This is a genomic window from Coleofasciculus sp. D1-CHI-01, assembly GCF_040218875.1.
Taxonomy (GTDB): Bacteria; Cyanobacteriota; Cyanobacteriia; order Cyanobacteriales; family Coleofasciculaceae; genus Coleofasciculus.
Map to the genome: position 1 here is coordinate 1 of NZ_JAVJQP010000134.1, position 25,391 is coordinate 25,391.

The window sequence follows — 25,391 nt, forward strand, 5'->3', positions numbered from 1 at the left end:
GGTAAGATTGCAGAACCTGTCAGCGATGTCACTCTCACCGGGAATGTGTTTCAAACCCTGAAAGATATTGACGCGATCGGTATGGGGGAGCAGAGGGAGCTGGGGGAGCAGAGGGAGCTGGGGGAGCAGAGGGAGCTGGGGGAGATGGGGGAGATGGGGGAGATGGGGGGGTTTAGCCACGTAGGGGCGGGTTTAGGGACTGTAGGGGCGGGTTTAGGGACTGTAGGGGCGGGTTTAGGGACTAAGGTCAGCTATTGTTGAAATAACCGAACAACAAAACCCGCCCTCCTCACCGATAACGGAAAAACGAAACCCGCCCAAGCGCCAACATTCAAAAAAGGGATTCTGGGAGGGTTGTTAAATTTTCCTGACATTCGGAGAATTTGATTGTCTCCTGTGTCAGGATTAATTGATATATGCCTCTTAACTGAGTTTTAAGTAGCTGGCTTCGGCTTCTAGCTGACGAACCAAAGCGTCATTGCCATTGGCTCTAGCGACTTCTATACGATGTTGCAAGTTCTTATGCAGGCTTTGGCGATGGGTAGCTGCGGCTTCTTTGGCTTGTTTTTGTAGTTGTTTGTTCATGGTGAACATTCCTTTGGCTTTACTTCTGGTATTGACTCTAATTTAAAAATACCACGAATAAAATAAAAAAAGATCACCTAAACGTAGTATTTGATACAGAAATTAGTAAAATTTTGATGTGGACAACCGCAAACAGAGGGCAGAAGGTCAACCTAACCGCTCAATTTGCCCAACCCACTCTCCCCACCGTTGTGGAAGTTCGTCGAGATTGGCTAACCCAAGCATAAAACCTTGGTAACGACGGAGTGCGATCGCGTGAGCTTCGGGATAATCCGCACAGCAATCAGAAATCACAGTTACCAAGAATCCCAACTGAGACGCGGAAGCGGCGGTTAACAGGACACAAACCGATGTCACCAATCCCGCCGTCAGGATGTATTTTTTTCCCTGGGAGCGCAGATAATCCAGCAACGGAGGATGATGGAACCCATCTTGAGTTTGCTTTTCCATAACCATTTCTCCAGATTGCGCCGCCGCCACACTTAACACATCGGCTCCTGGCGTTCCTCGCAGACATAGCGCACGTCCCCGCAACCGATATCGCGGTAACCAATCTGAACCATCAGGGTGAAAAACTTCCCGCAGATGCACCACTTCGAGTCCCTCTTGACGACAGAAGCGGAGTAAACGAGCAATATTGGACTGGAACTCTGGAAACGCTTGTTCGAGTTCTGGATTCCAGAAATCCTGTTGCACATCAATTAACAGTAAAGCAAATTGCTGCCAATCTCGATTAACCATTTTTGATTTCTTCCGCTTTATCTATCATGGCGTGTGTGTAGGGGCGGGTTTCACTATTATCGTTTTTTGCTTCACCCAGATGCGACTAAACCCGCCCTGACCGAGTGCAAAAATTAAATCATATCTTCCCTATATCTTCTCCCTTGTCTCCTCCGCTCCCAGACGTAGCATGCTACGTCTCTACATGCGCTAAAATTTGTTGCCACTCCTGATCCGATAACGGTTGTACAACAAACTCCACACCAAAACAATCGGCGGCGGCTTGGGTTAGTGCTTCGATCACCGTTTGCCTTAAATCATCCCCTCGCTGAGTTAGGGGTAATCTGACAGGAGATGATTCACCAAACACCTGAGTAAATAACTGAGCATCCGGCTCTAAGCGCATCGAACCATGTTGCAATATAGCGTCGCCGCGTCGCAACTGAGCGCTGCCAATCAGTTTATACCCCTCACTTGTAACCAAATCTGCACCCGTAGCCGTGGCAAAACAATTGGGATTGTGGCGATACTCTCGTCCCGCCTTACCATAGTGCAAATCGACGCCGAGCGATCGCCATCCCTTCAGCAAAAATTCACAAATCTGCTGATATGCCTCAATGCGCTTGTTACTGAGTCCTGAGGTCACCACCATATACGTTAAATCACCTTGGTGCAACACAGCGCGTCCTCCCGTGGGACGCCTGACTAAGGGAATCGGTTTTCCCTTCCAGGTCAGATTTTGCCAAGTCGGAGACCAACGACATTGATGGTACCCTAGGGAAATTGTGGCGGATTCCCAAGTGTAAAACCGCAGAACTGGAGAATTTTTAGCACCTGTATATCCAGACGTGCCATGGCACGTCTGGATATTGCCCCCCCGCTCCCCGGTACGTTTTTCCAGAAGCCATTGGTCAATTGCCATCTGAAGCTGTCCGGGGAGGCATAGGGGAGGGATTAAACGCCAAGGTGATTGGCTCGTCAGGATTGGTTTCATTGCTTCATCGAATTTTTAAAATCGTTGTCATACAGTAGACAAAACTTTACATTTTAATTTTGCCATTTTCATCTCCTTTTATCCTGTTTTAGCGAAACCGTAATACGTTTTAATACGACGTAATCTTAGAATTAATCCATTTATATTAGGTGTAAACCCATTAGATATTATTTAATTATAAAAGCAAATAAATTTATGTATTGCGAATAAATCAATGTATTACAAATTTCCTCTATTGCGAAAGGAAAAAAGTTTTTATAAAAGTCTAAGTCATTTACCCACAACAACCTATTTACAGTGCTATTAATTGAATAGAAAGAAATCAGGATGAATAGAAATGCTGAATAGGGTGTAGCCGAGCAGTCTTCCATTAATTTGTCAAAACTATGGTGTCGTCATGACCGTTAAATCAATCAAACCGAATGTATCTTTTAGCTTGTTTACGGCATCTAAACAGGTTCAATTTATTCAAACATTAAAACGGATTCGGTTTAGCGGTCATCTGATATTGACAAGTCCAGACGACCAAAAATGGGTGTTTTATCTATGCCAAGGTTCTCTGATGTATGCCACAGGCGGCACTCATCCGGTGAGACAGTGGCTGAGAAATGTAGCCGCTCACAGTCCTCAGTTAAGGTTAGATCGATTAACCATACAACGTGATTTAAGCGAATTCAATCAAGCGAATTGTCAAACTTGTTGGCAATATTACCTGTTGAGTTTATGGGTAAAGCAACAGAAGATCACGCCTGAACAGACGAAGAACCTGATTCAATCAGTGATTACGGAAGTTTTGTTTGATATCGCCCATGCCAAGCAAACCACCTACCAAATCAAACAAGATAACACGTTATCCACCCAACTTCCGGTCATTGATGTAGAAAACGCGATCGCACAGGCAAATCAGCGATGGCAGGCTTGGCATCATGATGTAGTGGCGGACTATTCTCCCAACCTGGCTCCGGTGATTAGACAACCCAAAGCCTTGGAAGCCCGGACGTCAGAGGCAGTTTACCAACTCCTGAGTAAACTTTTAGACGGGAAACATACGTTGCGGGATGTGGCAGTGCAGATGAAGCGGGATGTCTTGCAAGTGACTCGTTCTCTGTTGCCTTATATTCGCTGGGGATTAGTGGAGTTGATTTCTATCCCTGATTTACCGAGTCCCGTCAAGCAAGAGAGTCCAGAAAATCCATCCACTACCACACAATCCACCCAGCCACTGATTGCTTGTGTGGATGATAGTCCCTTGGTTTGCCACACCATGGAAAAACTACTCACCGCCAGTGGTTATCGATCGCTGGTTATCGACGATGGCTTGCGTGCGATCGCGCTTTTGATTGCTCGTAAACCTGATGTAATCTTTCTCGATTTAGTGATGCCGAATACCAATGGCTATGAGATTTGCGCCAAATTACGCAAATTGCAAGCATTCCAAACAACGCCGATTGTGATTTTGACTGGAAAAGATGGCATTGTCGATCGCGTTCGAGCAAAATTAGTGGGCGCATCAGATTTCTTGAATAAACCCATTGATGCAGGGACTGTACTTAATGTGATTAGCCAGCATCTTAAGCAGGGTGTTGTTGGTCATTAGTCAGTGGTTTTAGGTGAAAATCACTGACTAACAACGAAAATTCAATCAAAACCATCCATTCTTATTCTACGCGAGGTAAATATCATGGGAACTGTTCTAGTTGTCGAAGATTCTGCCACCGATATGCAAATTATCATTAATTGTCTCCAGCAAGGAGGTATTAATGTATTGACGGCTGACAGTGGTGAAGCCGCCCTAGAAAAATTGAATACCCACAAACCAGATGTAATTGTCCTGGATGTTGTCCTTCCAGGATGCAGTGGGTTTGAAGTTTGTCGTGATCTCAAAGCTGCCGCGAATACCAGCAAGATTCCCATTGTAATCTGCTCAACTAAAAGCGGTGAGATGGATAAATTCTGGGGCATGAAACAAGGAGCTGATGCCTATCTGGCGAAACCCGTTGATCAAGAGGAATTGCTCCGTACCGTTAAACAATTAACGCTGCGATAGGCGTAATGTCCATTCAGTCTAGATTAGTTATCACTGGATTGAGTTGCCAAGACAAGCCTTGATCCGTAAATAATCTAGACTAACCCTTCCATTTATTTTTTCATGAGGTTAAGACTATGGGGACTGCTTTAGTTGTTGAAGATTGCTTGACAGATTTACAAATCATTACTCAATGCTTACAGCAAGAAGGAATCAAAGTTCTCACTGCTGATAGTGGTGAAGATGCGTTGATGAAATTGAGCAGCCAAAAACCAGATGTAATTGTTCTGGATGTTGTGTTACCGGGTCGGAGTGGATTTGAGGTTTGCCGAGACATTAAAGATGCCGCTAATACCAAAAGCATCCCTGTGGTTATTTGCTCGACCAAACATGGCGAAATGGATAAATTTTGGGGAATGAAGCAAGGTGCTGATGCCTACATTGGTAAACCGATTGATCAAGCCGAACTTTTACGCACAGTGAAACAGCTAATCAGAAGCTAATCAACGAGAGAAAGTAGAAGGATCTCATCTAAGTTTAGCCAAGGTCGTACAAGTATCTTTCTCCTTTGGCAAAATAGGTCAACAAGATACTCACACTGCCTAAGTTGTAGAGAATGTCAATGTCCAACGTCTTACTCAGCTCAAATAGTTCATTACCAACTATCCCAATCTCAGAACAATTATCGAGTCTGGCTACCCAGGCAAATGAACAGTTTTTACGCTTTCATTTGTTACCGGATACCACGGCTTTATTACCCATTCATCAACTCACTGAAGTATTGACGATTCCTAGAGGTCAAATTGTCCCAATTTTTCAAATGCCAGCTTGGGTAATGGGGGCTTACAATTGGCGGGGTGAAGTCTTATGGATGGTTGATTTAGGTCATTTAGTCGGACTTACGCCGTGGTATCAACAAGCCGCTAGTGGTTCAGCTTATACGGCGATTGTGCTGCAAGCCAAAACCAAATCGTCAACTTCAACCCAAGCCAACAGCGAAATGCTAGGACTCGTGGTGAACCGAGTTGAAGATATTGAATGGTGTCATGTTGATTGGATTCAATCTCCTCCCTCCGCTAGTGTTACCCCGGAACTGGTGCCATTCTTGCGCGGGTACTGGTTGAAAAATAATGGTGAAATGCTCGTGATTATTGATGGAAATGCGATTATTGCATCGATGCCAAAGCAATCTGTTTAAGGGGTAAGGAAACAGGTATCAGGCAATAGGTAATGTCAATGAATCTTCGCTTATCCCATTTTGTAGAGATGTACCATTTTAGTCTGTAGGGGCGGGTTTCACTATTCCCTTAGCTTTTTCACCCCGATGCAACTAAACCCGCCCTGATCAAGTGTTTTGTTTTCAAGGTTTTCGATCTAACTCATCAAGTGCGAATCAGGGTGTTCTACCTTTCCATGATTAATTCATTGTTGTTTCCGTTTACTGAACTTACAAAACCGATCAATGAATAGAACTGCCTAGTAATTAGTTGCAGTTAGATTTCCCAAAAAAGGCTTATAAGATTCCATATCCCAGCATCGTATAACACCTACCAATGGAAACAGGCAAGGTGGCAAACCGTAGGACATGGACTCGAGTAAGTCCAGTTTTGAGCAATTGGCAAACTCCTCCGTATTTTGTATTAAAAAGGTTCGATTCATGACTAGACTTTCTCCCAAACCTGATACCAATGGTCGCGGTTCTTACTCGCAGAATCTACCCCCTGAGACCCAACCCTATTCCAGTGACTATCCCCCATCGATGCCCTATCGAACGTCTGGGACTGCTGATCAATCTCTACCTAAATTGCCCGCACTTGAGGCGATGGGAAAAACGCCAGAACAGCGTTCCAACCGTCGCGGGTTGCTGTCTAGTCTGCGAAGTAAAGCGATTGGTTTAGCGCTAGCGATTGGAACATTACCCGTGTTAGCGGTGGGGGCGACTGCCTACTTCACAGCCAGTGGCGGGATGTATGACCAAGTGGTGAGTAACGAACAAACAAACACGATTGACTTGGAAGACAAGTTAGAGGCGTTCATGGCAGAACGTTACAGTGACATTCAAGCCATGGCAGAACTTCCGGTGTTTAGTAATGCTGAAATTGCCAAGATTACACCCAAGGAAGAAAAGGAACGTCTGCTCAATTCCTATGAGAAACTGTACGACAGTTACGACAGTATTGGTGTGTTTGACCTCCAGGGTAACGTTCTTGCCCAATCAGACTCTGGAGAAATTCTCGAAAATCACTCTGACCGAGACTATTTTCAAGAAGTATTGAGAACGGATCAGATCTACATCACGGAACCACGGCTCTCTGAAACGACTAACAGGTACGCTGTGTATATAACCGCACCGATTAAGGATTCAGTCACAGGTAAAACCATTGGCATTGTCCGCACCCGTGAGCCGATGGAACGAGTGAATGTAATTTTCGGTGTAACCAAAGACCGACAACAAGAATTTCACCTGATTGATTCGTCAGGTAAGGTGGTGGCTGCAGACGATCCTAATGATGTGGGTCAAACATTTGAGGAAAAGTTTCCCAAGACGTATAGTCAAGTTCAACAAAACCAGGAAGAAATCTTGACCATTGTTGAAACCCGAACTGGACGGGAAGACGTTATTACTTACTCCCCGACAGAAGAGCTAGCTGAACTGTATAACCTCAACTGGGCGTTGATTATTGTCCGTCCCACTGAGGTGGCGTTTGCACCGCAACGGAATATGCTCTGGACTCTGGGATTAGGGACAGGGGGTGCCGCCTTAATGGTGGGTGCAGTCGCGACGTTCGTGGCTGGGAACGCTACCCGACCGATTGTGGATGCAGCCAGTGCGGTGTCAAAAATTGGTCAAGGTGACTTGGATGCTCGCTTACAGGTGAAAGGAGATGACGAACTCGCCACTCTTGGTGCAAACATCAACGATATGGCGGGTCAGTTAGAGGTATTTATCCAAGAACAAGAACTCGCCGCCGAACAAGCCCGCTTACTGGCAGATATTACCGGTGCTCGCACCTTGAAATCCCAGGAAATCCGGGATCTATTCCAGAAAGCCGTTGAGGAAACTCGTAAAATCCTCAACGCTGAACGGGTGATGATTTTCCAGTTTAATCCTGATGGCAGCAGCTATGTGGCGGCTGAATCTGTGGCAATGGGTTGGCCCCGTAGCCTGAATGACAAGATGGAAGAACTTACCCTATCTAAGGAACGGCGCGAAACCTATAAAGATGGTCGTGTTGTTGCCACTAATCATGTTTTTGAAGCGGATCTGCCACAAGAAGAACAAAAATTAATGGCACGTCTGGGTGTTAAAGCGAACTTAGAAGTGCCAATTCTCCATGAAGGTCAACCATTCGCTTTGATCATGGCGCACCAATGTTCGGTTCCCCGTGAATGGCAAACGGCAGAAGTCAACTTCTTCAAACAGTTAGGGGGTCAGATTGGACTGGTAATCGACCGAGTTATGTTGCTAGAAAGCACAGACAAACTGGCGAAAGAACAACGGGAGTTGAAAGAAGGCTTACAACAACGCGCTTTAGAACTCCTGAAGGAAGTAGACCCAATTAGTAAAGGAGACCTAACCATTCGGGCGCGAGTAACCGCTGATGAAATCGGTACAATTGCTGACTCGTACAACGCCACAGTTGGAAACTTACGCAAGATTGTGGAACAGGTGCAAGACGCCGCCACTCAGGTGGCGACAACCACAAGTAGCAACGAAGTCGCTGTTCAATCCCTATCCGAGGAAGCCTTGCGCCAAGCCGAGCAAATTTCCAACGCCCTCAACCGCGCCCAAGACATGGCAGAAACAGTACGCTTGGTTGCCTCCCATGCGGAACACGCAGAAATAGCTGTGCGTGAAGCGTCTCAGACTGTGGCAGAAGGTGACGACAACATGAACCGGACGGTTGAAGGGATTCTAGCGATTCGTGAAACTGTAGCAGAAACGGCGAAAAAAGTCAAACACTTGGGTGAATCGTCACAAAAGATTTCCACGGTTGTTAACCTGATTAGCACCTTTGCCGCCCAAACCAACCTACTAGCGCTAAACGCCTCCATTGAGGCAGCTCGCGCTGGCGAAGAAGGACGAGGATTTGCGGTGGTTGCGGACGAAGTACGTGCCTTAGCGCGGCAATCAGCAGAAGCGACAGCGGAAATTGAAAAACTGGTGGCGGCGATTCAAGGGGAAACGAATGAAGTGGTGGCGGCGATGGAAGCTGGTACAGAACAGGTGGTTACGGGGACAAAATTAGTGGATGAAACTCGTGCTTCTCTGAACAAAATTGCCACAGCTTCTAACCAGATTAACCAATTGGTTGAAGCGATTGCCGAAGCCACGGTTGTCCAATCTAAAGCCTCTGAAGATGTGACCCAAACGATGACGGATGTGGCGCAAATTGCTGCCCGAACCTCAGAAGAAGCCGGTTTTGTTTCGGCTTCCTTTGAACAACTGCGGAAAGTGGCTCAAGCCCTACAATCTGACGTGGGTCAGTTTAAGTTGAAGTAGTCATTGGTCATTTGTTGATTCATTTGATTAACCGCCTTGGTTTCAGAGAGTAGGGGCGATCGGCTTGTATAAATCAACAACTCCAGAAACAGGGCGGGTTTAGTCACATCAAGGTGCAATCGAAAAGATAGTAGTAAAACCCGCCCCTACAGAGGATCGGATCGCCCTTTATTCAACTTAAGGCTGGTGGGCAGTACCCACCCTACAGTAGACAAATGACAAATGACAAATGACAAAAAACCAATGACAAAGGACGAATAACAAATGGCACTCAACCCCGATATTCGCGATCAAGCCTATCAATTCTTTATTGAAGAAGCACCGGAACTTCTACAAAATATTGAAGCGGGTTTGCTTAACGTGCGTCAGGATCGGAGCACGGCAAATGTCCATGGCATTATGCGAGCCGCTCATTCATTAAAAGGAGGTGCGGCGAGTGTAGAATTGGAGGCAATTAAGACTATTGCTCATCGCCTAGAAAATATTTTCAAGGCACTCTACAACAAAACTGTTGAAATTGATACAGACTTAGAGAGTCAATTGCTGCAAGCTTATGACTGTTTGCGTCTGCCATTGATGGAGCAAATTGCCACAAATCAGTTTGATCAAGAGCAAGCCTTAGCGATTGCTGAACCGATTTTTGAACAGATTGAAGCTAGGTTAGGTGATGCGTTAACTCAGGCAGATAATTTTATCCCCAGTTCATCAGAATTAGGGGTAGATATGGCATTATCCATCTTTGAAGTGGATGTAGAACAAGGTTTGGAATTACTGTCTCAAGTTGTGGCAGATCCAGAGCATCATCCGGTAGCCGGAGAACTACGGGCGCAAGCGGATGTATTTTCGGGGTTTGCCGAACTTTTAAATCTACCTGGATTTGGCGCGATCGCACAGATGGCAATTACGGCGCTAAATGCCCACCCAGACAAGGCGTTAGAGATTACTCAAGTTGCCCTGGCTGATTTTGATGCAGGCAGACTGGCAGTGTTAAATGGCGATCGCAGCCAAGGTGGTACACCATCGCCTGAGTTAATGGCGTTAGCGGGTGTGGCTGATGAGACCCCTGATAGAGAAGCCGGGGAAGCTGGGGAAGCTGGGGAAGCCGGGGAAGCTGGGGAAGCTGGGGAAGCTGGGGAAGCTGGGGAAGCTGGGGAAGCTGGGGAAGCCGGGGGAGCCGGGGAAGCTGGGGAAGCTGGGGAAGCCGGGGGAGCCGGGGAAGCCGGGGGAGAAGAATTTAAATTTATAGCTTATCCAAGCAGTATTGAGACCCCTCCCCTCAAAGGAGAGGGGAGTCAGACTATCTCTTCTCCCTCTTCTCCCTCTTCTCCCTCTTCTCCCCCTTCCCTTGCAGGGAAGGGGGCTGGGGGGTTAGGTTTTCCAGCATCCGAGGAGTCGCTGTCTCCTTCGTCTTTGGATACTGATGCTGAACCGCTTTTAGCCGATTTAGAAGAGGGGGTTCCCTCGTTGGAGGATGTTTTTGGGGAAGTAGAAGCCGACACCAGCCAGGAAGCAGAAGCAGAAACAGAAACAGAAACAGAACCGGAAGAGGAATTAACAGCAGCGTCGGCATCAAGTCTAAGTATACCTGCACCAGAAACCATAGAAGACGCGATCGCATCCATCGGGCAAGTGTATGAGGAATTGCCAGAAGTTGAGGATCTGCCTGCACCTGTGGCGAGTGATGACGCAACTCCCGCCGTTACCTCTAATAGTCTGGTTCCCTCAAAACGGGGTTCGAGTGAACTCTCTGCCACTCATCCCTCTGCCCAACCCACATCCGAGAACCAAGAACATCAATCAGTATCACCGAAACGTTCTAAATCTAAACAGGAACCAGCGACGCCTCACCTATCAGTGCGGGTTGACTCGGAACGACTAGAACGCATGAATAACCTGGTGGGTGAGTTAGCAATTAACCGGAATGGGTTATCCCTGCAACACCAGCAACTACAACGATCTGTGCGAGAGTTATTAGAGCGATTTAGCCGAGTGCAAAGCATGGTGGGTAATTTGCGGGAACTCTCAGACAAGATGCTGATTTCACCGGAACGCTATAATCCCCAGATCAATATCGCCCTGCTGAATCAACTGACGGAATTTGTCAGCCGCACCGAAGAGTTTGATTCCCTGGAATTGGATAACTATAGTATCCTCAACTCCCGACTGCAACAACTGATTGAAGATATGGTGCAGGTGGAAGAATCGGTGGATGATGTTGCCCTATTTGCCAAGCAATCGGATCAAACATTGGAACAGCAACGGCAAATGCTGACCAGTTTACGGGATGAGTTGATGTGGGCGCGGATGTTGCCCTTGGGTGAGGTTCTCAACCGTTATCCGCGTGTGATCCGAGATTTGTCTACTCGGTATGAAAAATCGGTTAATTTGAAACTGAATGGGACGAATGTTCTGGTAGATAAAGCGGCGTTAGAAAAACTCTATGATCCGCTAATGCATTTACTTCGCAATGCTTTTGATCATGGAATTGAATCACCAGAGGTGAGGCGTCAGCAGGGGAAATCGGAAGTTGGACAAATTGAGATTCGCGCCTATCACCAAGGCAGTCAAACCGTTATAGAGGTCAAAGATGATGGTCAAGGATTGAATACTAAACGGATTGGTCAACAGGCGGTTGACATGGGATTTGTGTCACCGGAACAACTGACGACACTGACGCCGAATCGATTATTTGAATTCCTGTTTGAACCTGGATTTTCCACGGCGGAACAAGTGAGTGAACTGTCGGGGCGAGGGGTAGGATTGGATGTGGTGCGATCGCAGATGCGTTCCTTAAAAGGGACGATTTCGGTTAATTCATCGCCTGGAGTGGGGACAACGTTTACCTTACGTCTACCTTTGACCCTCACCATTGGTAAATTACTCGTCTGTTTCGTTGGTTCCACGGCGTTGGCGTTACCCTCAGACAGCGTAGAAGAAATTGTCATTCCCAAAGGCAATCAAGTCAAAACCACCGGAGAACAGCGATTTTTACGCTGGCGCGGTCAAATTGTCCCCACCTATCGGTTAACGGATTTATTGGACTATGCTTGTCCCTTACCCGAAACCTGTCCCAGTCAGGCGTTGGTTTCCGTTCCCTCACCAACCAATTGGGCGTTACCGATGCTGGTTTTGCGTCAAGATCAATATGTTCTCGCCCTAGAAATTGATCGCCTAGTCACAGAACAGGAGTTAGTGATTAAACCCTTTGGTAGTGCGATCGCGCCCCCTAGTTTTACTTACGGTTGTACTATTTTAGGGGACGGCAGTTTAATCCCCGTGATTGACGGCGCTGTGTTAATGGATCAGCTTTTGGGTCAAAGTAGTCAGTCGATCTCAATTACATCCAGTAACCGCACTCTTGTGAGCATGAGCGAGTCTTGTACTGCTCACACAAATGATAAAGCGCAAACCGCGAAAGCCCCCACTGTATTAGTCGTAGATGACGCCGTAGCATTACGGCGAACCCTCGCCCTCACTTTAGAACGATCCGGATGTCGGGTATTGCAAGCCAGAGATGGACGAGAAGCGCTGGAACAATTGCGGCAAACTTCAGCGATTGATTTAGTCGTTTGTGACATTGAAATGCCCAACATGAACGGGTTTGAATTTCTCGGTCAACGTCGCCAAGATCCCCAAATCTCAAAGGTTCCCGTGGTGATGTTAACCTCCCGCAGTAACGATAAACATCGCTGGTTAGCACGGCATTTAGGCGCAAATGCCTACTTTACCAAACCTTACTTGGAACAAGAATTTTTAGGTGCGATCGAACAAATCTTGACCCAAGATAAGTCAAAACAGCCGCAATTACAACCCTCTTGATCAGGTGAGAGTTATCAGTTATCAGTGAGCAGTTATCAGAAGCAGGGGGAGCAAGGGGAGCAGGGGTAGATAGGGGAGATGAGGAAGCCAATTTCTCGGTGTAATCAGTGTAACTAACTTCTCACTTTCCCACCCCACTCTCTCCAATAAATCTGTGAAATCAGTGTTTTGACAAAGGACAAATGACAAATGGCAACATTAGTTACTCAATTTCAACCCAACGATACTGATTTATCCCAATCTAGACAGGTTATTCCATCTTTAAAATTTATTGTCTTCAGCATGGGAAATCTGCATCTAGCCTTACGCATTGAGTCAGTTTATAAAGTCGTGGATCACACGCCAATCTACAGTAGTGGGCTGAATCATGTCGGCGTTGCTCATTTAGGCGATCGCGAAGTGACTGTTGTAGACTTGTATTGGCGATTTTTCAAGCAAAGCCCGATTCAGGAATCCAGCACTGGTGGGTATTTAATTGTCGTTAGAAACACGACAGGGGACTTATATGGAATTCCGGTAACGGACACACCAATTTTAATGGAAATACCTTTATCAGCCATTCGTTTACTACCCGAATCCTATCGACGAGCCGATACCCTAGAAGTTGCCAGTCATGTAGCGGTTATTCCCCAAGATAAAGAATCGATTACTGTATTTTTACTGGATGTTGATTTATTGATGCCAATCTTCCAGGAAATTGGCACATTAACGAATAAAGTATAAAACAATTTTGATCTTGTCTTTGGGGAAAAACCGTAGGGGCGCACAGACGTGCGCCCTTTGCCAATGGGCGTCCTTACCGCCTGTATAGCGCTATGCGCTAGGCTTTCTTTCAATAGGCAACACCTCGGACTTCGGCGTGAGGCTTCGACGGTGAGCGCGGCAATTGAGCCTGTCGAAATTCAGGGTCAAAGCGATTTCTTTATTCTTTTGTCCTAGCGTGTGTGCGTAGTGCTAAGCTGTCATGCATTTAAATTGGGTATTAGTAGCGAGCAAGATGCTCGCACTACAAGGCTTTCGCCATTATTGATATTAAGGTTTAAATGCCGAACAGCTTATATCTCATCCATTTAAGAAACGCGATAATCATCCAGTCGAGTATGGTGTTTTGCCCAAAAAATCACCGATAATAAAATTAATTCAGCTCGTTTACACAGCGATGGACACTCTAACTCTGAACGTACCCCCCACTGTCGGTCTAACCGACGAGCAATTTTACCAACTTTGTGTCGCGAATGAACAATGGTGCTTAGAACTAACCGCTGATGGAGAACTAATCATTATGCCCCCAACAGGTGGAGAAAGTGGTATTAGGAATGCCGATTTAACCACAAATTTGACGCTATGGAATCGTCAAACCAGACTGGGAAAAGTGTTTGACTCATCCACTGAGTTTCGATTACCCAATAATGCCAAACGTTGTCCCGATGTATCCTGGGTAATTCTTCAACGATGGGAAGCCTTATCTCCTGAACAACGGCGACGTTTTCCTCCCTTATGTCCAGACTTTGTGATTGAACTTCGTTCTGAAAGTGATTCGCTTAAAGACTTACGTGCCAAAATGTTAGAGTACCGAGATAATGGCGCTCGCTTAGGTTGGCTGATTGACCCCCAAACTCCTCTAGTTGAAATTTACCGACCGACTGTTGATGTAGAACAAATCAATTTCTCGATTGACGAACCACCTACACTGTCAGGTGAAGATGTGTTACCTGGCTTTGTCCTCGATTTAACGGTCATCCTGAACCCTTAAAGTTCACTTATTGGTGAGGGAGGGCGGGTTTTGTTGAACATTTATTGGTGCATATTTGAATTAAGTCCCTAAACCCGCCCCTACCATCAGGGTTTTGTTTATGGGTTACAGCTCTTTGCGCTGTAATAAAGTACAAAATCCTGGTAGTGCGAGCATCTTGCTCGCTGCTAATACCCAATTTAAATGCATGACAGCTTAAGCTTACCTTAAGACCAAACCAAATCTAGCTTAACTACCCCTTTGTAATCCAGTCCGCGTAGGCGGGCTTGGTTGGTGTAGCTGCGACTTCCTCCTCGCCAGAGCAATTTATCAATTAAAACTATGGTGCATAATTCCAATCTTTCCCTGGTGCAAATTCAAGACATTTATCCTTCCTTACATTCCCACATCACGCTTTATATGTTGGAGAATTTTGGGGCAACAGTTAAACTATTGAGTTCCCATCCGCCTCAAGACATAATTGTACAAATCTGGACAAATGCTTTAACCAAATTCAATAGTGAAGGGAATTGGCATGGTATCAATTTAACCCATACTCCCGAAGAATCCCAGCAAATCTCTGTCTTTCAAGGGTCATTTATGCCAACTGCTCCAGGAGATTTTCAATTCACCTATCGATTCCGCCTGAAAAATGATGAAAATATATGGCAATGGGCAGGACAATTTCAGGAAAATGGTTACCTTAAAGTAGAACTACCGTCTCCAGATAGACAATGGACACAAGGACCCAATTTTGTTGAAGTTTTCCCGAATGTCTATGTCGGTAATTTTATCGCCGCGTCCCAAGCAGCATCTTTAGGTATCGATGCTGTGCTGAATTTGGGCGAGGAATTGACCTTAATGTTTCCCGAATCCTCTCCTATTGCTTATAGAAAAATGGGGACTTTAGATGGCGCATCGAATCCGATTGCCGATGAATTGTTGTTAGCCGCTGTTCAATGGATTGATGAACAAGTGCAGCAAGGCAAAAAGAAGATATTACTCAATTGTCGCGCTGGAATTGGTCGCAGTGGTTCCGTAGGTGTTGCCTATTGTTTCTCCAAAAATTCCCAGTGGAGTTATAAACAAACTTTAGACTACATTTGGAGTAAAAAACCCAATATTTATCCCCACTCTCAATTGCAAGACAGCTTAGAACGCCTCTTTCCTCGCTCAACGTCAAGGTAAGCGAAAAAACCTGCCCTGACCCCAACCGCTAATTTGTATAATTCAGTTGGTGTGGGTTTTAGGTGAGTTGGTCGAGTTGCGTTAGTTCTCTTCGATGTAATTTGTTTAGGGTTAAGGTTCCCTGACTACGAACGGTGCGATCTCCTGAATTTACCTTCACCAAATAGAGCTTAAATTCAGAATGAATCCGGGTAAAACCGATTCTCCTGAGAGAGTAACCGGAGCCTCTAAAATCTGAATAGCTTGCTGAGGACGATAAATTTCTACTCGTCTCATTCCCGGTGCAATTAACCAACCCAAACGAGCGCCATTCTCGATATATTCTTTCATTTTATCCTGGGTGGCTTTTAAGGTATCCGAAGGAGACATCAATTCGACAACGAAATCAGGACAAATGGGTGGAAACTTGGTGCGTTGTTCGGGAGATAGAGCTTCCCAGCGTTCTTGTATCACCCAAGCCAAATCTGGAGAACGATTAGCACCATTGGGGAGTTTAAAACAGGTGGAGGAGTCAAAGCCAACCCCTAATAGAGTTTGGCGATTCCATATCGCTAAATCAGCACCAAACTCAAAATTTTGATTTCCGGTTTCTCCGCCAGTTGGGGGCATAATAATTAATTCTCCTTGGGCATTGCGTTCAAATTTAAGATCTGGATTCGCCCGACACAACTGATAAAATTGGTCGTCGGTAAGCTGAATGATTGGGTTAAAGTCTATCGTATAAGCGGTCATTTTGGGTTTACCTATTTAACTTCAATTAATGTTTGGTGCGTCACCTGTTCGTGTTATCGGTCAGAATGTTATCGGTCAGAACTCGCAAACATCTGGGGGACTGACTGGACAAGTTTGCTGTGGTATGGGATTGTCTCCGAGGTAAAGCCTCCTCAGATTGGTAAGTCCAGATAGAGGACTGACATCTTTTATTTGATTGTTGCTGAGGATAAGCACAGTCAGATTGGTAAGTCCAGATAGAATACTGACATCTGTTATTTGGTTAGAGATGAGGTTAAGCCCAGTCAGGTTGGTAAGTCCAGATAGAGGACTGACATCTGTTATCTGGTTATTTCTGAGGTTAAGCACAGTCAGATTGGTAAGTCCAGATAGACTGACATCTGTTATTTGGTTATTGCTGAGGTTAAGCACAGTCAGATTGGTAAGTCCAGATAGAGGACTGACATCTGTTATTTGGTTGTTGTTGAGAACAAGCCTAGTTAGATTGGTAAGTTCAGATAGAGAACTGACATCTGTTATTTGGTTATTTCTGAGATAAAGCTCTGTCAGATTGGTAAGTCCAGATAGACTGACTTCTGTTATTTGGTTGTTGTCGAGGGAAAACCAAGTCAGATTGGTAAGTCCAGATAGAGGACTGATATCTTTTATTTGGTTATTGCCGAGGTCAAACCCAGTCAGGTTGATAAGTCCAGATAGAGGACTGATATCTTTTATTTGGTTACTGCTGAGGTCAAGCCCAGTCAGGTTGGTAAGTCCAGATAAAGGACTGATATCTATTATTTTGTTGTCGCTGAGGTAAAGCAAAGTTAGATTGGTAAGTCCAGATAGAGGACTGATATCTGTTATTTGATTAACTTTGAGGTCAAGCTCAGTGCGACTTGATAGGTTTTCATTAGCTTGTTGACAGTCACTCGTGTCGGCTATTTCTAACAACACTTCTACTGTTTTCCTTGCCTCAGCTGACAAACGGGTTTTGTTCAGACACCACTCTTGAAAAGAACTCCCCAAGCTAGGGTTAGCTGCTTGAGCCACCTCCCATCCTAATATCCACGTACTAATCGTTAGCACCATGACAGCCGTTTTATCCATTTCCTTTCTATCCTTCAAAGATATAGCTATCCTATTTGAGTGCTGACAGGTGAGAATCTTAAAACCCAGGTATAGCAAGAATCACAGGTTAAAAAATTGCCACAACTGTTTAATACTAATCCTACCCCGATGATGGTGAAGTGCGATCGCACAATTTTCTGGTATGCTTTTCACTATGGGAGAATGTGTCTACCTATAGCCTATCTATGAAGCCTTTCAGACCAAGACAGTAGACAGCGCAATCACAGATAAGGTAGTTATAAGCCTAAGCAATAGCGAGTCGTTGCTTCAACCCTTGCCATAACTTCTTCAGACAGTAAACCCGCAGGTTGTTTAGGAAAGCGTTTGGAATCCAGGGAGCGAATTTGGAAACATAAGAACACCGTTTCCATGGGCAAACCACTGTCGGCTGTAGAAACCCGCACGTTCGTTGGGTAATCGCGCTGGATATTTTCTCCTTTCGTTCCGACAATAACCGTTACCACTAGCGGTAAACGATTAATGGCATCAATTGAAAGGACAAGCACAGGACGTTTTCCGGCTTGTTCTCTCCCTTGAACTGGGTTGAGATTCACAAAATAAATTTCGCCGCGTTGAATGCTCACAATTCAGTCAAGCCATCCATTTCAGTTACGGCAAATTCCTGATCAATTGCCTTTAGTTCGCCCTGAATTCCTGGGTCATTTGCCATGATTACCAATTGTTGTTCAAGGGTTTGCTCATGGCTGTCACGATGGTTAAGGGTGCGAGATAGTCTCAAATTGTGAATAATTCGTTCCATTAACCACAGTTGCTCTTCATCCGATAAGCAACTGACCATTTTTTCAATCTGGTGTAGGCTGGGAGGGTTCATGATCTAAGATTCTACGGATTGAGTGGCTCTAAGGTCTAGCTTATCCTATAACCTGAACGGAGAGGGTTCAGGCGATCGCACAATTTTCTGGTATACTTCTCACTATGGGAAAATGTGTCTGCCTATAACCTCTTGATTCAGGATTTCAGATTCAGAGCGTTAAAGCAAAGAGGCGATCGCCTAATTTGCCTGTTGATTTTATTTCCTCTGAATTTGACAATTTAATCCAAATATGAGTTAACCCGTAGGGGCGGGTTTTACCGTTATCTTTGGCGAGACACCCTTCAATTCAATAAACCCGCCCCGCACCCAACCGTTATCTTGTATTCCCTCTGGATTGGACAATTAAACCCAAATACCGACAAAACCAATTAACTCGTAGGGGCGGGTTTTACCGTTATCTTTGGCGAGAAACCCTTCAACTCAATAAACCCGCCCCGCACCCAACCGTTAACGGGTAAAATCCAGGTGGTGTGGGTTTGAGGTGAGTGGGTCGAGTGATGTTAGTTCTCTTCGCCCGAACTGGTTATAGGCTAAAGCCTCGACTACGAACGACGGACAGCCCACTCTCCGGTAATCCCCAGAAACCTTTCATGCCAATCCTGCCCAGATTGCGGTAAAGTCATGAGTGTTGCTGGCAGATCAAAGACGGTTCATGAGCGGATATTCCCACGCATCTACTCCCGAATCCAACGGTGCTACCGACGTTCGCGCGACTGAGAGGGCGAAGCAGGTGGCGGCGGAAAATATGAATCATCAGACGGTAGACCGCCAACAGTTAACGCCGATGATGCAGCATTTTGCTGAACTGAAGGATCAATATCCGAATGCGGTATTACTGTACCGAGTCGGTGATTTCTATGAAACCTTCTTCCAAGATGCGCGGCGCGTGGCTGAAGAATTGGAATTAGTTCTCACCAGTAAGGAGGCGGGGAAGGGTGTGGGACGAGTTCCGATGACGGGTGTCCCTAATCACTCCATTGAACGCCACGCGACTCAGTTAGTGGAAAAAGGTTATGCGATTGTTATTTGTGATCAGGTAGAAGACGCCTCCATCGCCGCTAAAGAAGGGCGTCAGGTGAAACGGGAAATCACGCGGATTCTTACTCCCGGTACGTTAACCGAAGCGGGGATGCTAAATGCCAAACGCAATAACTTCCTGGCGGCGGTGGTAATAGCCGGGAATCATTGGGGATTAGCCTATGCGGATATTTCCACAGGGGAATTTTTCACCACCCAAGCGACGGATTTAGAGTTACTGGTACAGGAACTGTTGCGCTTGCACCCCTCAGAAGTCCTGATTCCTACCAACGCCCCGGATTTGGGGAGTATGTTGCGTCCAGGGGAACGTTCAGAGTCATTACCGGATTGGTTCCCTAGTTCCTTTTGTTATAGCCTGCGTCCGCAAACCCCCTTCCGTTCCTCCGAAGCTAGACAACGACTCTTGGAACGATTTAAAGTGCGATCGCTAGAAGGGATGGGCTGTGAACATCTGCCCCTGGGAGTTAGGGCGGCGGGGGGATTATTGGAATATTTAGAAGAAACTCAAAAGGAAAATTATGTCGCTCTGCAACATTTACGCACCTATACCTTAGCCGATTATCTGATTTTAGATCACCAAAGCCGCCGTAATTTAGAAATTACGGCAACGGTGCGGGATAATACGTTTCATGGTTCCCTACTTTGGGCATTGGATCAAACCAGTACCGCTATGGGCGGACGGGCATTACGCCGTTGGTTATTGCAACCTTTGCTTGATGTGAAAGGAATTCGGGCGCGACAGGATACGATTCAGGAGTTGACGGAAAATACCGGACTGCGGGAAGATTTGCGCCAGTTATTACGGGGAATTTATGATTTAGAACGGTTAACCGGACGGGCTAGTTCCGGAACCGCAAATGCACGGGATTTGGTGGCGTTAGCGGATTCGCTGTTAAAATTACCCGACTTGGCAGAACTGGCGGCGTATGGAGGTTCTCCCTATCTGAAAGCATTGCAAACGTTTCCTCCTGAATTAGAACAGTTAGGACAAAGCATTCGCGCCCATTTAGTGGAATCGCCGCCATTGCAGATCAAGGAAGGCAATTTAATTCGTCCTGGGGTGAATGACCAACTGGATGAAATGCGTCGCATGGCGGAAGCCGATCAGCAGTGGATTGCTAACTTAGAAGTCAGCGAACGCGATCGCACGGGTATTGGCAACCTAAAAGTAGGATACAACAGAACCTTCGGCTATTACATCAGTATTGCTCGCTCTAAAGCCGACCAAGTTCCCGACGAGTACATCCGCAAGCAAACCCTAACCAACGAAGAACGCTACATTACTCCCGACTTAAAAGAACGCGAAACCCGGATTCTCACTGCACGGGAGGACTTAAACCGCTTGGAATATGAGATTTTTGTCGGATTACGCACCCAAGTGGGGAATTATGCCCAGTTAATTCGCCACCTCTCCCGCGCTGTGGCGGCGATTGATGTTTTGTCGGGTTTAGCGGAGGTGGCTGTACGCCAAGGCTATTGCCGTCCCACAATAGTAGAGGGGCGAGAGATTACGATTATCGATGGACGCCATCCCGTGGTAGAAAAGTCTCTCCCGGTGGGGTTCTTTGTCCCCAATTCGGCGTATTTGGGATGGGAGGAGTCAACCTCATCATCTGCGGAAAAGACAAAGACACAGAATCATCAACGTCCCGATTTAATTATCCTCACTGGACCCAATGCCAGTGGTAAAAGTTGCTACTTACGCCAAGTGGGATTAATCCAAATTATGGCGCAGACGGGGAGTTTTGTGCCAGCGACATCGGCGACATTGGGAATCTGCGATCGCATTTTTACTCGAGTTGGCGCAGTTGATGATTTAGCCACGGGTCAATCCACGTTTATGGTGGAGATGAATGAAACGGCAAATATCTTGAATCATGCCACAAGTAAGTCCCTGGTTTTATTAGATGAAATTGGCAGAGGAACCGCCACGTTTGATGGGTTATCCATTGCTTGGGCGGTGGCAGAATATCTGTCTCTGGAAATTCAAGCACGGACTATTTTTGCTACGCATTACCATGAGTTGAACGAATTGGCGTCTATTTTAGAGAATGTTGCCAATTATCAGGTTACGGTGAAAGAATTGCCGGATGAAATTATCTTTTTACACCAAGTTCAACCGGGCGGCGCGGATAAGTCTTATGGGATTGAAGCGGGGCGTCTGGCGGGTTTACCCCCGGCGGTGATTCAACGGGCAAAGCAGGTGATGGGGCAAATTGAAAAGCACAGTAAAATTGCCATGGGATTGCGGAAAGGTATTGGCAAGAAAGCCAAAGATACTGAAACGATTACGCCAGACACATCGGTACAGCAGTTAGATATTTTTGCCGAGTGATAACCTGATACCAAGTAGCAAGAGGGGGCGATTGAAATCACTGCTACACTTGCCTTGCGTCCGCCTGCGCGGACTAGGTTATAACGGGGGTAGCTAACCCGGATTTGGTATTATAGCAACTGCCAGTATCCTCTGTAGGGGCGGGTTTAGGGACAATCGTAGGGGCGGGTTTAGGGAATCAATTCAGATATCCACCGATAACGGAACAACAAAACCCGCCCTCCTCACCAATAACGGAACAACAAAACCCGCCCATTCCCCCACCGAACGGCAATCGATTAATCCCAAACTGGACAACCAAACCCACCTTATTCTCAACCGCGATCGCACCAAAAAAATGTCGAAATTGGGGCAGGGCGGGTTTTGTCGAAAGGTGATTGGTGACTCCATTAATTTTGTCCCTAAACCCGCCCCTACATTGGGTTTTATGTCCCAATATCATATTTTAATATTGACCTGAAACCCGATCAAAAAACACCAGATTCCCAACCGCGATCGCACCGGCTTGTAGTAAGGGCTTTAGCCCTAGATTCTGGGCTTGTATTGACATCGGATATCGCGGCAGAACATCGAATGTAGGGGCGGGTTTAGGAGTAAAATTAACCCAGAAACCCATAACATTTCTACAAAACCCGCCCTTCCCCATCCTGTAACTTCCCGACATCTTTGGGATGCGATCGCGGTAAAAAATCGGGTGGGTATTGTTGTCAGTTTTGAGGTGAATCAAATTTAGGTTGGGATTCGACAAAAATCAGTCAACATTAGCCGTGTAGGGGCGACCCGCCTGCATTAATCAAAAACACCAATCTATTCAATTGGATCGGGTCGCCCTTTACTCAATTTGGTGGGTTACGGTGGAAACCCGCCCTTCCCTATCCTGTAACTGGAAAATTGGGTAGGTGTTGGTGTCAGTTTTGAGGTGAATCAAATTTAGGTTGGGATTAGGGCGGGTTTTGTTGTTTGGTTTGAGGTGGGTTTCCTGATTTTGTCCCTAAACCCGCCCCTACATACATATTATAGGCATTTTCACGTTTAACCCTCTCCCTCATGTTCCCCCTGGGTGTTTGTAGTCAAAGCATCCGGGAAAGCGATCGCTTTCGCTGGGAACTGTATAGGAGAACCTATTCTGCTTTCCTTTATCATGGTATCCCTAACCCCCAGCATTTACCCCCAGGTAACCCTACCCAACACCACTCCCATGGCTAGTGAACCCCTCGACTACCCGTTCCTCTTACTCACTCATCTCGTTTGTGCCGATCGCCAAATTCATCGGGAAGAGTCGAAACTCTTGCATGAGTTGGCAGATCAAACTCAGGTGGGAGAACAGACAATCCAGGAAATGGAGAAAATTCTCGCCCAAGAGAAAACCCTTCTCCCTGTCGAGAACATCGCCCAGCAAATCCCCCCCGAACAGCAACCCGAAGCGATGCAGCAACTCCTGGCGATCGCTTATGTCGATGGACTCTTTTCCCCCTTAGAACGGCAAATGATTACACAGGTGGCGCAAATTTGGCACTGGGATGCGACAGAGGTGGAACAGATGATCACTCAAGCCCAAACCCTGCAAGCCAACCGGGAAAAAGATAGGGAGTCTCACACCGAGAAACTCTCACTCAGCGCGATTTTACTCATGGGTGCAGAGTCTATCTTATCCCGAACTTTAATCGCTAAACTTGCCACCTTCGCCCCCGAAACTCTGGGACGCCGCATTGTTCAATTGCAACGGCAAATCCTTTTAGCCGGACCCGACTACGAAGAAGCGGTGCAACGCAATAGCATTATCGCCAGGGAAGATTATCGCTTCACTGAAACCGCACTTCTGGATACTGAATCCACGTTAATCGGCTTAAATCAAACCCTAAAACTCACCCTAGAAAACCTCCAGAAAACCATTGATCAGCAGCCGACAAACCCAACCACGCAAGAACTGATCAATCAATTCAACCAAACCCAACAAACCCTAGCCGCCGAGATTGGAGAAGAACTGGACATTGTACGCGAATCCCTCTGGGCAAAACAACGCGCCTTGCACCATTTTAGTCTGGCGGTTATGGGAAAAACCAAAGTCGGGAAAAGTACCCTCCATGCGATTATTATTGGGGAAGGCTGGGAAGCCATTGGTAGTGGAGGACAGCGCACGACTCGCTTTAATCGAGTGTATGATTGGAAAAATATTCGCATTATCGATACCCCCGGAATTGGCGCACCAGGGGGGAAAAGTGAAGAGGAAATTGTCGAAAGTGTGATTGAAGAATCGGATCTGATTTGCTATGTCGTCACCAATGACAGCATCCAAGAAACCGAGTTTCAATTCTTGCAGCAGTTAAAAGCCAAGGCAAAACCCTTAATTATTCTACTCAACTTGAAATATAATCTGCGTGATCCGCGTCGCTTAGACTATTTCCTCAAAAATCCCGATAAACTCTTTACCCTAGAAGGAAGTAGTGGAATTGCTGGACATATCGATCGCATCCGTCGTTATGCCCAAAACCATTATGCCAACGACTATTTTGATATTATTCCCGTCATGCTGCTGGCGGCGCAAATGGCAAGCGAACCCGAACACCAAGCTAATCAAGAGAAACTACTCAAAGCTAGCCGCATTCAGGACTTTTTAGACTCCATCCGCGAATCCCTAGTTAAGCATGGTGCGATTCGGCGATCGCAAACGCTTCTGGGTTCGACTGTAGGTACGGTTGAACGCCCCTACCACTGGATGATTCAGAAACGTCAAAGCTATCAACAATTGAGTGCGACTCTCACCCGTCAACGGGAAACCTTGCAGGCGCAAATCAAAACAGCGGGTAAGGATCATCTGGAATTCCTCCAGTATCAAATTGGCAGCATTTTTCAAGATATTTTCAATAGTTTACCCGATTTTGCTGAATCCAATTGGAACTTCAGTCAGGAAAGTTTAAGACAAAATTGGGACTATAAACTGCAAGCGTTGCAAATTGATGATCGCCTGCAACATGCCTATCAAACAACGGTGCAAAACTTTAATCGAGATGTCGAAATTGCCTTGTCTGAACTGGGAACAGATTTACAATTAATCGCTCAGTTGGGGAGGGATGATTTTCAATTTTTTCCGACTCCGGCTGCGTTATATAGTGATAATGCGGCAGAAATTGGCGGGAGTTTATTGAGACTCTCCCAAACCCTAGTCACTCATTTTAGTCCCTCGGTGAACAAGACGGTGATGATGGGGGCAGTGGTGCTGAATAGCATTTTAGGTATTTTTACAACCCGCGAACAAAAACGCCATTTTGCCGTTCAACGGTTGTCTAAGTTGTTAACGCCACAAATCCGAGCCAGTCAACGAAAAATTGAGGAACAAGCGGCTAATAATTTTCGCGATTATTACCACTATGCAGCCGGGAGTATTATGCGATATATTGAAGGACTGATTCAAGAGTTTGATCTAATTTCCAAACAGTTTAACCCTTCGACTTCGCTCAGGGTTAACACCGAGCGAAGCCGAGGTGTTAATCAGCCTCAGCAACAACTCAGTAATACAATTAATCGGCTTAATAGGGCGTATAGTAAGCGGATTGTCGATTGGTGTCAAGGAAACTATGAACCCTTGACTGAAGCCGGAATTGACAAAACAGTTACCCAAGTGAAACGGGAGTTTGGCAAGCAGATTGATATTCAAACCAAATTTCAAGTCCGTTCTCATCTAGACAGCCAGGAGATTAATCGGATTTTGCAAGAAGATGTGTCGATGCATCGGCTTCAGTAGAGGAGGGAGATGAGGGAGATGAGGGAGATGG

21 protein-coding genes are annotated in these 25,391 nt (G+C 46.1%); 12 read left to right on the forward strand and 9 right to left on the reverse strand.

Features of this window, described 5'->3' with window-relative positions:
• On the forward strand, positions 1-261 hold a 261-nt coding region (locus RIB93_RS23825), incomplete at its 5' end, for a metallopeptidase TldD-related protein (protein ID WP_446376310.1).
• A gap of 162 nt (positions 262-423) precedes the next feature.
• Here RIB93_RS23825 and pirA read toward each other — a convergent pair.
• The 3 genes from pirA to RIB93_RS23840 form a co-directional block, all read right to left on the reverse strand.
• Positions 424-585: an arginine synthesis PII-interacting regulator PirA gene (pirA, locus tag RIB93_RS23830; protein WP_006099655.1), complete on the reverse strand. Its 162-nt coding sequence runs from the start codon at positions 583-585 to the stop codon at positions 424-426.
• A gap of 147 nt (positions 586-732) precedes the next feature.
• Positions 733-1,326: a cysteine hydrolase family protein gene (locus RIB93_RS23835; RefSeq protein ID WP_446376312.1), complete on the reverse strand. Its 594-nt coding sequence runs from the start codon at positions 1,324-1,326 to the stop codon at positions 733-735.
• Between the two features lie 172 nt (positions 1,327-1,498).
• Positions 1,499-2,299 carry a lipoyl protein ligase domain-containing protein gene (locus RIB93_RS23840; protein WP_446376314.1) on the reverse strand — a complete coding sequence of 267 codons (801 nt, stop codon included), beginning with the start codon at positions 2,297-2,299 and terminating at the stop codon, positions 1,499-1,501.
• Between the two features lie 397 nt (positions 2,300-2,696).
• On the opposite strand from RIB93_RS23840, the gene RIB93_RS23845 reads away from it, so the two are divergent.
• From RIB93_RS23845 to RIB93_RS23885, 9 genes are all read left to right on the forward strand, one after another.
• Entirely contained in the window at positions 2,697-3,896 is a 1,200-nt protein-coding gene (locus tag RIB93_RS23845; RefSeq protein WP_446376316.1) for a response regulator, read from the forward strand.
• An 84-nt stretch (positions 3,897-3,980) separates the two neighbouring features.
• Positions 3,981-4,346, forward strand: coding sequence for a response regulator transcription factor (locus tag RIB93_RS23850; RefSeq protein WP_006099927.1), 366 nt, complete (start codon positions 3,981-3,983; stop codon positions 4,344-4,346).
• Positions 4,347-4,462: 116 nt separating this feature from the next.
• Positions 4,463-4,828, forward strand: coding sequence for a response regulator transcription factor (locus RIB93_RS23855; RefSeq protein ID WP_006099921.1), 366 nt, complete (start codon positions 4,463-4,465; stop codon positions 4,826-4,828).
• A gap of 119 nt (positions 4,829-4,947) precedes the next feature.
• The gene (locus RIB93_RS23860) at positions 4,948-5,523 is read left to right on the forward strand and encodes a chemotaxis protein CheW (protein ID WP_446376317.1); all 576 of its coding nucleotides are present in this window, start codon (positions 4,948-4,950) and stop codon (positions 5,521-5,523) included.
• Between the two features lie 459 nt (positions 5,524-5,982).
• A complete protein-coding gene (locus RIB93_RS23865) occupies positions 5,983-8,829 on the forward strand; it encodes a methyl-accepting chemotaxis protein (protein WP_446376319.1) in 2,847 nt (948 codons plus the stop codon).
• A 264-nt stretch (positions 8,830-9,093) separates the two neighbouring features.
• Entirely contained in the window at positions 9,094-12,648 is a 3,555-nt protein-coding gene (locus tag RIB93_RS23870) for a response regulator (protein WP_446376321.1), read from the forward strand.
• A gap of 189 nt (positions 12,649-12,837) precedes the next feature.
• Positions 12,838-13,371, forward strand: coding sequence for a chemotaxis protein CheW (locus RIB93_RS23875; protein ID WP_446376323.1), 534 nt, complete (start codon positions 12,838-12,840; stop codon positions 13,369-13,371).
• Between the two features lie 436 nt (positions 13,372-13,807).
• A complete protein-coding gene (locus RIB93_RS23880; protein WP_446376325.1) occupies positions 13,808-14,401 on the forward strand; it encodes a Uma2 family endonuclease in 594 nt (197 codons plus the stop codon).
• Between the two features lie 321 nt (positions 14,402-14,722).
• The gene (locus RIB93_RS23885) at positions 14,723-15,568 is read left to right on the forward strand and encodes a dual specificity protein phosphatase family protein (RefSeq protein ID WP_446376327.1); all 846 of its coding nucleotides are present in this window, start codon (positions 14,723-14,725) and stop codon (positions 15,566-15,568) included.
• Positions 15,569-15,724: 156 nt separating this feature from the next.
• On the opposite strand, the gene RIB93_RS23890 is transcribed toward RIB93_RS23885, so the two are convergent.
• The 4 genes from RIB93_RS23890 to RIB93_RS23905 form a co-directional block, all read right to left on the reverse strand.
• A complete protein-coding gene (locus RIB93_RS23890) occupies positions 15,725-16,300 on the reverse strand; it encodes a Uma2 family endonuclease (protein ID WP_446376329.1) in 576 nt (191 codons plus the stop codon).
• Between the two features lie 75 nt (positions 16,301-16,375).
• Positions 16,376-17,389, reverse strand: a complete 1,014-nt coding sequence (locus RIB93_RS23895; RefSeq protein WP_446376331.1) for a leucine-rich repeat domain-containing protein — start codon at positions 17,387-17,389, stop codon at positions 16,376-16,378.
• 257 nt (positions 17,390-17,646) lie between these two features.
• Positions 17,647-17,994 carry a type II toxin-antitoxin system PemK/MazF family toxin gene (locus RIB93_RS23900; protein WP_446376333.1) on the reverse strand — a complete coding sequence of 116 codons (348 nt, stop codon included), beginning with the start codon at positions 17,992-17,994 and terminating at the stop codon, positions 17,647-17,649.
• Positions 17,991-18,242 (reverse strand): hypothetical protein, encoded by a 252-nt coding sequence (locus RIB93_RS23905; RefSeq protein ID WP_446376335.1) that lies wholly within the window; start codon positions 18,240-18,242, stop codon positions 17,991-17,993. Before RIB93_RS23905 ends, RIB93_RS23900 begins: the two co-directional genes overlap by 4 nt.
• 748 nt (positions 18,243-18,990) lie before the next feature.
• Between RIB93_RS23905 and mutS the strand changes: the two genes are divergently transcribed.
• Positions 18,991-21,618: a DNA mismatch repair protein MutS gene (gene mutS / locus RIB93_RS23910; RefSeq protein ID WP_446376395.1), complete on the forward strand. Its 2,628-nt coding sequence runs from the start codon at positions 18,991-18,993 to the stop codon at positions 21,616-21,618.
• Between the two features lie 183 nt (positions 21,619-21,801).
• On the opposite strand, the gene RIB93_RS23915 is transcribed toward mutS, so the two are convergent.
• A complete protein-coding gene (locus RIB93_RS23915; protein WP_446376339.1) occupies positions 21,802-22,008 on the reverse strand; it encodes a hypothetical protein in 207 nt (68 codons plus the stop codon).
• 55 nt (positions 22,009-22,063) lie between these two features.
• A complete protein-coding gene (locus RIB93_RS23920) occupies positions 22,064-22,234 on the reverse strand; it encodes a hypothetical protein (protein WP_446376341.1) in 171 nt (56 codons plus the stop codon).
• A 444-nt stretch (positions 22,235-22,678) separates the two neighbouring features.
• Between RIB93_RS23920 and RIB93_RS23925 the strand changes: the two genes are divergently transcribed.
• Entirely contained in the window at positions 22,679-25,360 is a 2,682-nt protein-coding gene (locus tag RIB93_RS23925) for a GTPase (protein ID WP_446376343.1), read from the forward strand.
• Positions 25,361-25,391: the final 31 nt, after the last annotated feature.